Here is a 12,945-nt window from a genome sequence, read left to right as displayed (position 1 = left end):
CATGTTCTTCGCTAACCGTCATTCGCTGACCCCGATGCGCAGACCCGCTGCAATGGCCAGAGGTGACAGGCTCAGCGCCAGCACCGCCAGGCAGCTCATCCAGAGCAGGTAGCCCTGCACGGGCAAGCCCTGCAGCGCCGCATCCATGGTGCCGGTGCCGAGAATCAACACCGGGATATACAGGGGCAGAATCAGCAGCGCCAGCAACATGCTGCCGCCACCCTTGAGGCCGACCGTCAGCGCCGCACCAATCGCCCCCAGCAAACTCAATACCGCGGTGCCCAGCAACAGGGTGACACAGAGCACCGGAATCACCGACCAGGGCAGCGCCAGCATCATGCCCAGCAAGGGGGTCAGGAGCACCAGCAGCACGCCGCACATCAGCCAGTGGTGCAGCACCTTGACCAGCACCAGCAGCGTCAGCGGGTGCGGCGAGAGTACCCACTGCTCCAACGAGCCGTCCTCAAAATCGCTGCGAAACAGGCCGTCCAATGACAGCAACGTCGCCAGCAATGCTGCCACCCAGATGACGCCTGAGGCCATGCGTTGCAGCATCTGCGGCTCCGGGCCCACCGCCAGCGGAAACAGGGTAATCACCATGGCGAAGAACACCAGCGGGTTGAGCACATCACCCGGCCGGCGCCAGCTGAGCTGCCATTCACGCTGCAGCAATTGCCAGATCACAGCGCGCATCAGGCCACCCGCCCCAGATCCAGCTGACGCACCTGACTCAGGTGATCCAGGCTGTGGTGCGTAGTCAGCACAACGGTGCCGCCGGTATCGGCAAAGGCCAGAATCTGTTGTTCCAGTGCGCGTACGGCGGCCTGATCCAGCGCCGTGAAGGGTTCGTCCAGCACCCAGACCGGCTTGTGCTGCAAACGCAGCCGCGCCAGCGCAACGCGGCGCTGCTGCCCTGCCGACATCTGCCGGCAAGGCACGTCTTCGTAGCCGCGCAGCCCAACGGCTGCCAGGGCATCCCAGATCGCCTCAGGCGCCACCGGCTGATCCAGCGCACACAACCAGGCCAGGTTTTCTTCGGCCGTCAGGGTCGCCTTGACAGCAGTCGCGTGGCCCAGAAACAGCAAGCTGCGGCGCCAGTGCTCGCGTCCCGAGCCACCCAGCACAGACCGGCCGCCGTAATGGACATCACCGTCAGCCGCCGGCATCAGCCCGGCCAGAATACGCAGCAAGCTGGTCTTGCCGGCGCCATTCGGCCCGGCCACCTGCAGCACCTCACCGGCCTGCAGGCGACAACTCAGCCCGCGAAACAACTCGCGCTCATCCCGCTCGCAAGTCAGGTCGATGATGTCGATCTGCTCAGCCGCCACCTGTACTCCGTAGGCCACCCTGTCGAGTCGCCACCCTATTCATGTTCTTGCGCTGGCTGCCGCTATACTCTGTCAGGCCAGCAGACTCCGCCGAGCGCTATTATTTCAGCGGCGCCATTATACATGCAGCCCCTTGGCCGGGGACCTCGATTTACGTCAACATGTGACAACATGAGCCCTGATATTCGCCTGCCACCGACCAGCCCGACCCAGCCCGCAGCGCCCGCCAGCGCGGCGCCGGCCCGCAGTGCCGACGCGCTGGTGGTCGCCCTGCAACTCTTGCGGCCAATTGACGCATTGGCTCTGCTGGGCGGCGAACAGGCACGTGCAGAGGTCATCCAGAGCAGCGAGCGGCCCAACGCCAATGGCCAGTTTGAACTGCTGCTGCGCATCTCGAAACAGAACCTTGGTACTACCCCCTCAACCGCTACCAGCACGACCTTGCCCACCAGCAGCCCACAGCCCTTGCCTGCCGGCAGCCAGTTGCTGGTTCAAGCAATCTCGCAGAACCAGTTGATGGCTGCCTTGCAGCCAGCCACCGGCGCTGCTCCCGGACCGCCCTTGACGCGGCTCGACCCGCAGCAGTTCCCTGCTGGCAGCCAGTTGCAGGCAAGGGTTCTAGAGCAGCAACCGGTGCCCGCGCCCGACGGCAAGATCGCCCGCTATCAGCTGGTCGCTGAGCTAGTGCAGCAAAGCGCTCCGCAAGTCCTGCTGCAGCTGAGCAGCACCCGCCCGGTCGCCCCCGGCACCCAACTCAACGCCACCGTTGGCAGCCAGGGCGAATTGCGCGTGCAAAGTGCCAGCGAACAGCTGCGGCAGGCCGATCTGCTGCAAGGGCTGCGTGAGGCACTGCAACGCCAGGGCTCTGCCGAACCGCTTTTGGCCCGCCTGCAGACCCTGGCCAGCAACCCGCAGCCACTGCCAGCGGTGCCGCAGTTGCACCAGGCAATTCAGAACGTGCTCAATCAGATCGTCAGCGCGCCGCAGTTGACCACCGCGACCGGCGTGGCCAACGCCGTCGCCCAGAGCGGCGCCTTTCTGGAGAGCAACCTGGCGCAGTTAGCACAGATTCTCGGTCGCCAGGCTGCCGCCACGCCCACCCCAGTCCCCCCTGCTGGCAGCGAGCCGGTGGCCAACCCGGCCACCCTCACCGCAGAGGGTGCCCCCCGGATACCCAACCCCCTGCCCGCGCTCGACAAGCTGCTGCCGCTGCTCGCCAGTCTGGCCAGCCCGGCCGCCGCCGAGCCGCTAGCCGGCGCCGACTTCAAAGGCGCCCTGCTCGGCCTGCTGGTCACCCTGCAACAGCAACTGCCGCCAGGCAGCCTGCAAACCGCCGGTCTGCCGCCAGGCCCCTGGCAGCAGGCGATACAGGCAGCGCAGCAGCAATCGGCCGCCAAGCCCGGCCTGTTCCCGCTGCCCAGTCGCGCATTGCAGGCATTGGGCGACACCAGTGATCTGGGCAGCCTGCTGCGACTGACTGCGGCCCTGCTCTCGCGCATCCAGCATCATCAGTTGCAGAGCATGGGCCAGACCCAGACGTTTTCAGACGGCAGCACTCAGACCACCTGGCAGCTGGAAATTCCGCTGCGCGACGGTCAGCAGTTCAACCACGTACAGATGCGCATTCAACGCGACAGCCCCGCGCCGGATCGCGAGCAGCCCGAGCCGGTGCCTGTCTGGGAAGTCCGCCTGGCCTTCAACCTGGATCACCTGGGCAGCCTGCAGGCCATTGCCAGGCTGCGCAACGATCGCGTCAGCAGCGAACTGTGGGCCGAACAGCAACCGACACTCGCGCTACTGAACAGCGAACTGAGCACCCTGCGTGATCGCCTGCTGGCCAAGGGGCTGGATGTCGGCGAGATCAGCTGCCACTGCGGCACACCGCCTGCCCCACGGCAGGCCGTACAACAAACCTGGATCGACGAGGTCACCTGATGAGCGATGTACGCGAAGCGATCGCCCTGGTCTACGACGGCGGAGAACAGGCCCCCACCATCACCGCCAAGGGCGAAGGCGACCTGGCCGAGCAGATCGTTCAGCTGGCGATGCAGTATGAAGTGCCGATTTACGAAAATGCGGACCTAGCGCGCATGCTCGCGCGTATGGAACTGGGTGATCAGATCCCCGAGGCGCTCTATCGCACCATCGCCGAGATCATCGCCTTTGCCTGGTACATCAAAGGCAAACGCCCGAAAGGCTTTGATCCCGATGGCGGCAAGGAGAAGCCGCTCCAACTGGAAAACAGGAAGGAAGAGTAAAGCGCGTAGGTTATGCCTGGCGCGAGGCGTGCAACTTGACGAACAGCTCGGCCTCGGCCTTGGACAGGCCACAGGACTGGGTCAGGTCTTCGATGCTCGCGCCCATGCCAACCAGGCGCGCGGCCTGGTTGTAGGGGAGAGACTGCGGGTCGTGCTGCTCCAGCTTGAGCTGTTTGTCTTCCAGACGTTTCACCTGCTGACGCAGCGCGGTGATTTCCTCACCCATGCGAATACTACCCTGCTGAAAGGTCGCCAGCTCACGCGACAGCTGCTCCAGCCGAGCCTGCAGCCGGGCTTCCTGTTGCTGCTGTTCAACCGGCAGACGGCGTACCTGCATGAACAGCACCGCCAGCGCGGCCAGCAGGATACCGAGCAGCCCGCCGAGGACCAGCAGCAACCAGGGTTCATTCATCAATCAGAACCCTGACAGCTCAGCCCACTCATCTTCGGTCATCATCTTTTCCAGATCGACCAGAATCAGCAGTTCGTTGTTCTTGTTGCAGACACCCTGAATAAACTTGGCTGACTCGTCGGTCCCCACGTTGGGTGCGGTTTCGATCTCGGACTGACGCAGATAAACCACTTCAGCGACCGAGTCGACCAGAATGCCGACAACCTGCTTGTCGGCTTCAATAATGACGATACGGGTGTTGTCGGTGATCGGAGCCGGAGTCAGACCAAAACGCTGGCGGGTATCGATCACCGTCACCACGTTGCCGCGCAGGTTGATGATGCCGAGCACATAGGTTGGCGCGCCGGGGACCGGTGCAATCTCGGTGTGCCGCAGCACCTCCTGCACCTGCATCACGTTGATGCCGTAACTCTCGTTGTCCAGACGAAAGGTCACCCATTGCAGGATCGGATCTTCAGCACCTTGTCCCGAATTATTTTTCATTGTCTTGCTTCCCGATCATCGTTGAAGTCCAAGGCCACGCCCATCGCTTGGCGACGCAGCCCTGCCATACTCATCCTAATGCTGGCGCAGCGGCATTACCAGCCGCACCGCCACTGCCCACAATCAGCTCGGCCAGCGCCGAGACATCCAGCAATGCACACATGTGTTCGATCACCGTTCCGGCCAGCCAGGGCCGCTTGCCCTGCTGCGAACGCCACTTGACCTGCTCCGGGCTGAGGCGAATGGACTGCTGCACACCATGCACCGCCATCCCCCAGTCGTAACCTTCCACGGAAATAACAAAACCAAGGGTGTCCTGCAGGTCCGGCGTGTAGCGCTCCGGCATCACCCAGCGAGCAGTATCCAACACCTTCAGATTGCCCGCCGGCGTGGACAGAATGCCAAGAAACCAGTCTGGTTGACCAAACAACGGGGTGATTTCGCCCTCCAGCGGATAAATACTGCCCAGCAGCACCAGAGGAACGGCGAGTTTCAGGCCACCGACATCAAACAGCAGCGCCTCGAAGGGCTCCTCGCGCCAGGCCGCAATGGCCTGCTGCACCGGCGGTGGCGCAGCCGGCGGCTCGATCACCGGTTCAGCCGGCATCTGCGGCTCGGCGATCTCCACCGAGCGCTCCAGCTTATGCACAACCGCCGCCCGCGGCGCCTCTGTCACTACCGGGGCCGGTGCAGGCGCCGCCACCTCGGCGTCCGCGCGCGCCAGCTCGTCGGCCGCATCCTGCAGCAACGCATCCAGATAATGCTGGATGGTCTGCTCAGGAACATATTGCTGTACCGGTAACTGGGGCTTGTTCATAACCTGGACATCAGCTCACTACGCCGCGCACGGCCTTGATTGTGTATCGGCTTGTCGTGCCAAAGCATTAGCCGCTCCGGTCACGGAGTTTCGCATGGCTCAGGCGACCTGCTCGCCACGGCTCAAAGATTGCGCCAGAAGGTAACGCAGCAACGCGCGATAGGCCAGCACACCGCGCGCATTGCCATCGAGCTGCGACGGCACCACACCAGCCAGACTGGCGTCACGCAGTTTGGTATCGATCGGGATATAGGCTTGCCACAAATGCTCGGCATAATCGCGACGCAGCAGGCGCAGGGTGTTCAGCGATGCCTGGGTGCGCCGATCAAACAGCGTCGGCACAATGGTATACGGCAGCGCCTGCTTGCGGGAGCGGTTGACCATATTCAACGTGTGTACCATGCGCTCGAGGCCCTTGAGCGCAAGAAACTCGGTTTGTACCGGGATGATCAGCTGCTCGCAGGCCGCCAACGCGTTGATCATGGACACGCCCAACAGGGGCGGGCTGTCGATGATCACGAACTGGTAGTCATTCCACAGCTGCGCCAGCGCCCGGGAAATCACCAGCCCATAACCGCCCTGGGCTGCCGACTGCCGCTCCAGCGTTGCCAATGAGGTACTGGAGGGCATGAGGCGGATATTTGGGTGGGAAGTATCCTTGAGCAACGCGGCAGCCAGGCCGTCAGGTACCTGGCCATTATGCTGGAACAGATTGAATACGCTGCTGGTGAGCTGGTCAGGATCATGACCAAAATAGCTGGTCATGGAGCCATGCGGATCCAGGTCTACCACCAGCACCTGCTGGCCTTGGTCCGCCAGCAGGCCAGCCAGCGCCACGGCGGACGTGGTTTTACCCACTCCCCCTTTCTGGTTGGCAACGGCCCAGACTCTCATACCTTTCCTCCGCAGGTGTGCCATGGAATGGACACCCTTACACCGTGAGAACACGACAACATTTTGACAGACCAATCCATTTCCGACTACCGGAATGGATTCGATGCAGAACCCGTGCCAGAAGCCTCGGAGGGCAAACGCGCCTCACGCATCTCGTCCACCCCTTCGGTCGGCGCTGCAAAGGGCTCATGCCGCCGATCCAGAAAGCGCGACACCAGCAGCACCACACGCCGATTGGCCCGCCGCCCAGCAGCCGTGTTGTTATCGGCCACCGGTCTAAACTCACCATAGCCTACCGCAGCCAGTCGGTCAGGGTTCACGCCGCCATTGCTGAGCATTCGTACGACGGTCGCCGCACGCGCTGCAGACAACTCCCAGTTGGTTGGGTAGCGTCCCGAGCGAATCGGGATGTTGTCGGTAAAGCCCTCGACATGGACCGGGTTGTCATAGGGCTTGAGGATGTCCGCAATGCGCTCTACCAGGTCGAAGGCAGCATCCAGCGGCAGAGCATCGCCACTGGGGAACAGCAGCCCCGAGTTCAACTCGATCTCGACCCACAGTTCATTGCCACGCACTTCCAGCTCACCAGCCTGAATCAACTCACCGAAGGCGGACTGCATGGCACTGGTGATATCGGCCAACGCCTGGCTACCAGAGTCTGGCGTACCTGCGCCGCTGGCGTCGTTGTTCTCGCGGGTCAGGCCACGCGGCAGCTGGTCACCGATCTGAATAGGATCGACCGAACGCTGAGGCTGATTGAAAGCGCCCTCCAGGGTATCGGACAGCACCTTGTACTTGCCCTCGTTGACCGAGGAGATGGAATACATGACGACGAAAAAGGCGAACAGCAAGGTGATGAAGTCGGCATAGGACACCAGCCATCGCTCGTGATTTTCGTGTTCTTCATGACGTTTGCGACGCATGCTGGCAGCCTCCGACTCAGTCGAGGAAGCCTTCAAGCTTCATTTCGATGGAACGCGGGTTTTCACCTTCAGCAATCGACAGCAGCCCTTCCAGCATCATCTCACGATACTTGGACTGCTGCAGCACCACCGACTTGAGCTTGGCCGCTACCGGCAGCAGGAACAGGTTGGCCAGCGCCACACCGTAAATAGTCGCGACGAAAGCAACCGCTATGCCGGCGCCCAGGCGCGACGGATCAGCCAGATTACCCATGACATGAATCAGCCCCATGACCGCGCCGATGATGCCGATGGTGGGCGAGTAGCCCCCCATGCTCTCGTACACCTTGGCCGCCATCAGGTCAGCATGCTCGCGATTGACCAGCTCCACTTCAAGAATACTGCGCAGCGCCTCCGGCTCACTACCGTCGACCAGCAACTGCAGCCCCTTGCGGGCAAAGGCGTCGGGCTCCAGTTCGGCCAACGACTCCAGTCCGAGCAGACCTTCCTTGCGGGCAATGGTGCTCCAGTTGATCACCTGGGCAATGCCCTCGCGCAGACGATTGGAAGGCGGAAACACAATCCAGCGCAAAATCACCAAGGCGCGCTTGAACACGGTCAGCGGCGTCTGGATAAAGGCGGCGCCCAAGGTGCCGCCGATCACGATCAGCGCTGCCGGACCGTTCAACAGCGCACTGGCATGCCCGCCTTCCAGATAATTGCCGCCGATAATGGCGACAAAGGCCAGAATGACGCCAATGACGCTGAGAATATCCATCAACCAATCTCTGCCAGGTAGCGACCGATGTCATCCAGCGGGTAGATGCCGTCGGCCAGATTGGCCTTGGCCACGGCCATCGGCATGCCATATATCACGCAGCTGGCCTCATCCTGTGCCCAGACCGCACTGCCGGCCTGCTTGAGCAGGCGCGCGCCTTCGCGGCCATCAGCGCCCATGCCGGTCAAGACAATGGCCAGTACCTTGTCCTGAAAGGCCTTGGCGGCAGAGCCGAAAGTAACGTCGACACAGGGTTTGTAATTCAGTCGCTCATCGCCGGGCAGGATGCGCACCACACCACGCGAGTCCACCATCATCTGCTTGCCGCCCGGCGCCAACAGAGCGCGCCCAGGACGCAAGGTGTCGCCGTCCTCGGCTTCCTTGACAGAGATTCGGCAGAGTTTATCGAGCCGCTCGGCAAACGCCTTGGTGAAGGCAGCAGGCATGTGCTGTACCAGCAACAGCGGCGCAGGGAAGTTGGCAGGCAGCTGGGTCAGCACCTTCTGCAGTGCGACCGGGCCGCCCGTGGAGGTGCCGATGGCTACCAGCTTGTAGCTACGCTTGCGCGGCGCCGGACTGGTTTTGGCCGGCGTAGTGGGAGCTGCGACCGGGCGCGGCGGCGGCGCGGCCGGCGTTGGGCTGATACCGCGCGCCGGCGGGCTCAGGGTGCTGGCTGGCTGTGCGTGATGGGTGTTGCTCAAACCCAGCGAGCGGCGATTGGTGCGCGCCAGGCCCTGCACTCGCTCGCACAGCAGCTGGCGCACCTTGTCCGGGTTACGCGAGATGTCTTCAAAGTTCTTGGGGAGATAGTCGGCCGCGCCGGCATCCAGCGCATCCAGACTGACGCGAGCGCCCTCGTAGGTCAGCGAGGAAAACATGATGACCGGAGTCGGGCAGCGCTGCATGATCTGACGCACCGCTTCAATGCCATCCATGACCGGCATCTCGTAATCCATGGTGATCACGTCCGGATGCAACGCCAGGGTCTGTTCAATCGCCTCGCGGCCATTGTTGGCGGTGCCAACCACCTGGATTTGCGGGTCGCCCGCCAGAATCTCCGTCACCCTGCGGCGAAAGAAACCCGAATCGTCGACCACCAGAACCTTGACCGCCATACCCTCTCCCGAACTGCTTCCTGCAACTAATATGAGTCGTGCCGCACCACAGGCAAAATGCCGGGCGCTTGCCGTGCCGGAGCCCCTTGCAGGCTCCGGCTCAGGCTATCACATGCGCCGCGCGTAGCGCTTGAGCAGACTGGGAATATCCAGGATCAGAGCAATGCGCCCATCACCGGTAATCGTTGCGCCCGCCATGCCTGCCGTGCCTTGCAGCATGCGACCCAGCGGTTTAATCACGACCTCTTCCTGGCCAACCAGCTGATCGACCACAAACCCGACACGCTGCGTGCCGACCGAAACGATCACCACACTGGCGGCAGAATGGTCACTGGTATCCTCGACACCCGGCATCAGCCAACGCTTGAGGTAGAACAGCGGCAGCGCCTTGTCGCGCACGATGATGACTTCCTGGCCGTCGACGACGTTGGTACGCGACAGGTCCAGGCTGTAAATCTCGTTCACGCTGACCAGCGGCAGGGCAAACGCCTGATCGGCCAGCATGACCATCAGCGTCGGCATGATGGCCAGGGTCAGGGGCACCTTGATCGCAATGCGCGACCCCTGCCCCTTGGTTGACTCGATATTGATGGTGCCGTTGAGCTGGGAGATCTTGGTCTTGACCACGTCCATGCCGACACCACGGCCGGACACGTCGGAAATTTCGGTCTTGGTCGAGAATCCGGGCGCCAGAATCAGGTTGAAGCATTCGGTGTCGCTCAAACGATCCGCCGCATCCTTCTCCATCATGCCCTTCTCTACGGCCTTGGCACGCAGGATTTCCGGGTCCATGCCCTTGCCGTCATCGACAATGGTGAGCAGGATGTGATCGCCTTCCTGCTGCGCCGACAGCACCACCTTGCCGGTACGCGCCTTGCCGGCCGCTTCACGCTCGTCCGGCATTTCGATGCCATGGTCAACCGAGTTGCGCACCAGGTGGACCAGCGGATCGGCCAGCGCCTCAACCAGGTTCTTGTCCAGATCGGTCTCTTCGCCGATCAGTTCAAGGTTGATTTCTTTCTTCAGGTTACGCGCCAGGTCTCGCACCACGCGAGGGAAGCGACCAAACACCTTCTTGATCGGCTGCATGCGGGTCTTCATGACCGACATCTGCAGGTCGGCTGTCACCACATCCAGATTGGCAACGGCCTTGCCCAGCTCCTCATCACCGCTGGAGAGCCCCAGGCGCACCAGGCGGTTGCGCACCAGCACCAGTTCGCCAACCATGTTCATGATTTCGTCCAGCCGTGCAGTATCTACCCGCACGGTGGTTTCGGCCGCAGCAGGCGCTTCGGCAGCGCTGGCCGGCTTGCTCGCCGCAGGGGCAGCAGGCGCCTTGGCTGCAGGGGCGGCCGCCGACTTGGCAGCAGGTTTGGGCGTTTCAGCCTTAGCTGCCGGCTTGGCTGGCGGTGCGGCGGGCTTGGGCGGCGTTACCGCACCAGCGGACTCGGCAGCGGCGCCGGGCGCACTGCCCTTGCCATGCAGCTGATCCAGCAGCGCCTCAAATTCATCGTCGGTAATGTTGTCCGAGCCCGCTGCCGCTGTGGCTGGCGATTCGCCTGCGTCCACCTCACCGGCGGCTTGCTGCCCCGGCGCAGAGCCCTTGCCGTGCAGTTCATCAAGCAACGCTTCAAATTCGTCATCGCTGATGTCATCACTGGTCGCGGAGCCACTTGCAGGGCCGTCTGCTGCAGCGCCGGCGGCGGGCGCAGCCGGTGCGGCGGCCGGCGCCTTGCCGCTGCCATGCAACTGGTCAAGCAGCGCTTCAAATTCGTCGTCGGTGATCTCGTCAGAGTCTGCAGCAGCGGCGGTCTTTTCGGGTATCGCCGGCTGTGCAGCGGGGCTGCCGCCGTCGCCGTGCAATGCGTCGAGCAGCTGTTCAAACTCGTCGTCGGTAATGTCGCCGCTGTCAGCTGCGCCGGCTGAAAGCGCAGCATCAGGCTCGGCAGCGGGCGCAGGCTCAGGGGCGGGTTGCGGGGCGGCTGCGGCCTCGTCAGCCGAAGCCGGCTGCGCCAGCTGGGACAAGGCCTCAAGCAATGCGGGATCGGCCGGAGTTGGCTCCTGCCGATCGCGCACCTGATCAAACATGCTGTTGACGGTATCCAACGCCTGCAGCACGACATCCATCAGCTCCGAGGTAACTTTACGCTCGCCCTTGCGCAGGATGTCGAACACATTCTCAGCGATGTGGCAGCAGGCCACCAGCGCATCAAGCTGCAGAAAGCCGGCGCCGCCCTTGACGGTGTGGAAGCCGCGGAAGATGGCATTGAGCAGGTCCATGTCGTCGGGCCGGTTTTCCAGCTCGACCAGTTGCTCGGACAATTGCTCCAGAATCTCTCCGGCCTCGACCAGAAAGTCCTGGAGAATTTCTTCATCCGCTTCGAAACTCATGCACCCACTCCCCTCGGGCGTGTTATCGGTAAACGGCTTGGCGCCACCCAGGCTTGCCTGCTGCGCGCACCGTTGTTATTGAGCGCTGCGGTCCGGCAGGTGCCTGATTTGCCAGCTGTCAGTCGGGCCACGCCGGAGCAAGGCACGGCGACTTCGGCAGGAGTCAGAAGCCCAGACTGGACAGGAGATCATCAACTTCGTCCTGACCGGAAACAACGTCTTCTCTTTTATCGGCATGAATCTGCGGACCTTCACCCTTGGATGAGGTTTTTTTTGTCTCGCCGGCCTCGGCGTGACTGATACCGGTGATGCGATCCACCTGTCCAGCCATGCGCACCAGACTGACAAGGCTCTCTTCGACGTCGTGCACCAGCGTGATCACGCGCTTGATCACCTGACCTGTCAGGTCCTGGTAATCCTGGGCGATCAGAATATCGTTGAGGTGCGCTGACACCTCGGAACTGGTGGTTTCGGTACGATCCAGAAACTCGCCCACGCGACGATACAGATCACGAAATTCATCAGCAGCCATTTCGCGCCGTTGCAGGCGCTGCCAGTCTGCCTTGAGTGCGCTGGCCTGCTGGCCCAGCTCGGACACCTTGGGCGCACTGACCTCGACCAGATCCATGGTGCGGTTGGCCGCCTTGTCGGTCAGTTGAACAACATAATCCAGGCGATCAGAGGCGTCGGAAATCTTGGACGTTTCAGCATCACCGCCCAGGGCATGGGAGGTGTCTATCTGGAAGTTGACAATCGCGTTATGCAGGGCGCGGGTCAGTTGACCGACCTCGTGATACAAACCACGATCGCGCGCCTGATTAATGGCGTGAATCACCAGCAGCGCCTCGGCGAAGTCGCCATTTTCAAGGTGACCAACCAGCTGGTGCGCATTGTCCTTGAGAGAATGTTCGAATTCCTGGGCAGTCGCCTGACCGGGATCCTTGCTCAAAGCCATAACCTGTACCCCGGCTGATTGTTATTTGGGTTGCACCCGCTCGAAAATCTTCTCGATCTTTTCTTTCAGCGCCTGCGCAGTGAAGGGTTTGACGACGTAGCCATTCACGCCGGCCTGCGCCGCCTCGATGATCTGGTCACGTTTGGCCTCGGCGGTCACCATGAGTACCGGCAGGTGCTTGAGCCGATCGTCTGCTCGTACGGCACGCAGCAGATCAATGCCGCTCATGCCCGGCATGTTCCAGTCGGTTACCAGAAAGTCGAAGTTGCCGCTTTGCAGCATCGGCAGCGCCGTGTTGCCGTCATCGGCCTCTGCGGTGTTGGTAAACCCGAGGTCGCGCAACAGGTTCTTGATGATGCGCCTCATCGTCGAAAAATCATCAACGATGAGAATTTTCATATTCTTGTCCAAGTCGACCTCCGTACAAACCAGGATAAGTGCAGGCCTGCACTCCCAAAACCCATTGCCAATGGCCACACAAGCCGTAGAAGAAGCTCTGAGCAGGCCACTGATCTCAATGGCCTGTTCAGATGCGCCCTGTTCAACGCCGGTTACCGCGCCCTGACGGCCATCTGCCAGCCAGGCAATCCGAGCATTGTCCGGATGTTGGCG

Annotated in this window: 14 protein-coding genes; 2 read left to right on the top strand and 12 right to left on the bottom strand. The window is 62.2% G+C overall.

All coding sequences use genetic code 11. The features are described from left to right. Positions 1-18 precede the first annotated feature (18 nt). Together ccmB and ccmA are read right to left on the bottom strand one after the other, a co-directional pair. Complete coding sequence (gene ccmB / locus ASB58_RS03930; protein WP_096003665.1) at positions 19-693, bottom strand: heme exporter protein CcmB; 675 nt, start codon at positions 691-693, stop codon at positions 19-21. Then, the gene (gene ccmA / locus ASB58_RS03925) at positions 693-1,328 is read right to left on the bottom strand and encodes a cytochrome c biogenesis heme-transporting ATPase CcmA (protein WP_118129400.1); all 636 of its coding nucleotides are present in this window, start codon (positions 1,326-1,328) and stop codon (positions 693-695) included. The genes ccmB and ccmA overlap by 1 nt, the downstream gene beginning before the upstream one ends. Positions 1,329-1,499: 171 nt before the next feature. On the opposite strand from ccmA, the gene fliK reads away from it, so the two are divergent. After that, complete coding sequence (gene fliK, locus ASB58_RS03920) at positions 1,500-3,263, top strand: flagellar hook-length control protein FliK (RefSeq protein WP_181977859.1); 1,764 nt, start codon at positions 1,500-1,502, stop codon at positions 3,261-3,263. Then, positions 3,263-3,586, top strand: a complete 324-nt coding sequence (locus tag ASB58_RS03915) for an EscU/YscU/HrcU family type III secretion system export apparatus switch protein (RefSeq protein ID WP_118129398.1) — start codon at positions 3,263-3,265, stop codon at positions 3,584-3,586. Before fliK ends, ASB58_RS03915 begins: the two co-directional genes overlap by 1 nt. A 10-nt stretch (positions 3,587-3,596) precedes the next feature. Here the strand turns inward: ASB58_RS03915 and ASB58_RS03910 are convergent, their stop codons facing one another. The 10 genes from ASB58_RS03910 to ASB58_RS03865 all read right to left on the bottom strand — a co-directional run bounded on the left by ASB58_RS03910 (position 3,597) and on the right by ASB58_RS03865 (position 12,732). Further along, positions 3,597-3,998: a DUF2802 domain-containing protein gene (locus ASB58_RS03910; RefSeq protein WP_118129397.1), complete on the bottom strand. Its 402-nt coding sequence runs from the start codon at positions 3,996-3,998 to the stop codon at positions 3,597-3,599. A gap of 3 nt (positions 3,999-4,001) precedes the next feature. Then, on the bottom strand, positions 4,002-4,481 hold the full coding sequence (locus tag ASB58_RS03905; protein WP_096003661.1) for a chemotaxis protein CheW: 480 nt from the start codon (positions 4,479-4,481) through the stop codon (positions 4,002-4,004). Between the two features lie 70 nt (positions 4,482-4,551). Beyond that, positions 4,552-5,298: a CheW domain-containing protein gene (locus tag ASB58_RS03900; RefSeq protein WP_118129396.1), complete on the bottom strand. Its 747-nt coding sequence runs from the start codon at positions 5,296-5,298 to the stop codon at positions 4,552-4,554. Positions 5,299-5,397: 99 nt separating this feature from the next. After that, a complete protein-coding gene (locus ASB58_RS03895) occupies positions 5,398-6,192 on the bottom strand; it encodes a ParA family protein (protein WP_083727002.1) in 795 nt (264 codons plus the stop codon). Positions 6,193-6,278: 86 nt separating this feature from the next. After that, entirely contained in the window at positions 6,279-7,115 is an 837-nt protein-coding gene (gene motD / locus ASB58_RS03890; RefSeq protein WP_096003659.1) for a flagellar motor protein MotD, read from the bottom strand. Between the two features lie 16 nt (positions 7,116-7,131). Next, the gene (locus tag ASB58_RS03885; RefSeq protein ID WP_096003658.1) at positions 7,132-7,872 is read right to left on the bottom strand and encodes a flagellar motor protein; all 741 of its coding nucleotides are present in this window, start codon (positions 7,870-7,872) and stop codon (positions 7,132-7,134) included. Then, positions 7,872-8,987: a protein-glutamate methylesterase/protein-glutamine glutaminase gene (locus tag ASB58_RS03880; RefSeq protein ID WP_096003657.1), complete on the bottom strand. Its 1,116-nt coding sequence runs from the start codon at positions 8,985-8,987 to the stop codon at positions 7,872-7,874. Before ASB58_RS03880 ends, ASB58_RS03885 begins: the two co-directional genes overlap by 1 nt. Positions 8,988-9,095: 108 nt before the next feature. Next, positions 9,096-11,378 carry a chemotaxis protein CheA gene (locus ASB58_RS03875; protein ID WP_118129395.1) on the bottom strand — a complete coding sequence of 761 codons (2,283 nt, stop codon included), beginning with the start codon at positions 11,376-11,378 and terminating at the stop codon, positions 9,096-9,098. 163 nt (positions 11,379-11,541) lie between these two features. Then, on the bottom strand, positions 11,542-12,333 hold the full coding sequence (locus ASB58_RS03870; RefSeq protein WP_096003655.1) for a protein phosphatase CheZ: 792 nt from the start codon (positions 12,331-12,333) through the stop codon (positions 11,542-11,544). 21 nt (positions 12,334-12,354) lie between these two features. Further along, the gene (locus tag ASB58_RS03865; RefSeq protein WP_174704239.1) at positions 12,355-12,732 is read right to left on the bottom strand and encodes a chemotaxis response regulator CheY; all 378 of its coding nucleotides are present in this window, start codon (positions 12,730-12,732) and stop codon (positions 12,355-12,357) included. Positions 12,733-12,945: the final 213 nt, after the last annotated feature.

Source organism: Pseudomonas abyssi, assembly GCF_003444685.1.
Lineage (GTDB): Bacteria > Pseudomonadota > Gammaproteobacteria > Pseudomonadales > Pseudomonadaceae > Halopseudomonas > Halopseudomonas abyssi.
Note: the sequence above shows the minus strand (reverse complement) of the source record. Positions and strands in the feature narration are given on the sequence as shown.

Bases quoted from the DNA above. Each gene is read 5' to 3' on its own strand.
- ccmB (WP_096003665.1), bottom strand. From the start codon at position 693: ATGCGCGCTGTGATCTGGCAATTGCTGCAGCGTGAATGGCAGCTCAGC.
- fliK (WP_181977859.1), top strand. From the start codon at position 1,500: ATGAGCCCTGATATTCGCCTGCCACCGACCAGCCCGACCCAGCCCGCA.
- ASB58_RS03915 (WP_118129398.1), top strand. From the start codon at position 3,263: ATGAGCGATGTACGCGAAGCGATCGCCCTGGTCTACGACGGCGGAGAA.
- ASB58_RS03910 (WP_118129397.1), bottom strand. From the start codon at position 3,998: ATGAATGAACCCTGGTTGCTGCTGGTCCTCGGCGGGCTGCTCGGTATC.
- ASB58_RS03905 (WP_096003661.1), bottom strand. From the start codon at position 4,481: ATGAAAAATAATTCGGGACAAGGTGCTGAAGATCCGATCCTGCAATGG.
- ASB58_RS03900 (WP_118129396.1), bottom strand. From the start codon at position 5,298: ATGAACAAGCCCCAGTTACCGGTACAGCAATATGTTCCTGAGCAGACC.
- ASB58_RS03895 (WP_083727002.1), bottom strand. From the start codon at position 6,192: ATGAGAGTCTGGGCCGTTGCCAACCAGAAAGGGGGAGTGGGTAAAACC.
- motD (WP_096003659.1), bottom strand. From the start codon at position 7,115: ATGCGTCGCAAACGTCATGAAGAACACGAAAATCACGAGCGATGGCTG.
- ASB58_RS03885 (WP_096003658.1), bottom strand. From the start codon at position 7,872: ATGGATATTCTCAGCGTCATTGGCGTCATTCTGGCCTTTGTCGCCATT.
- ASB58_RS03880 (WP_096003657.1), bottom strand. From the start codon at position 8,987: ATGGCGGTCAAGGTTCTGGTGGTCGACGATTCGGGTTTCTTTCGCCGC.
- ASB58_RS03875 (WP_118129395.1), bottom strand. From the start codon at position 11,378: ATGAGTTTCGAAGCGGATGAAGAAATTCTCCAGGACTTTCTGGTCGAG.
- ASB58_RS03870 (WP_096003655.1), bottom strand. From the start codon at position 12,333: ATGGCTTTGAGCAAGGATCCCGGTCAGGCGACTGCCCAGGAATTCGAA.
- ASB58_RS03865 (WP_174704239.1), bottom strand. From the start codon at position 12,732: ATGAAAATTCTCATCGTTGATGATTTTTCGACGATGAGGCGCATCATC.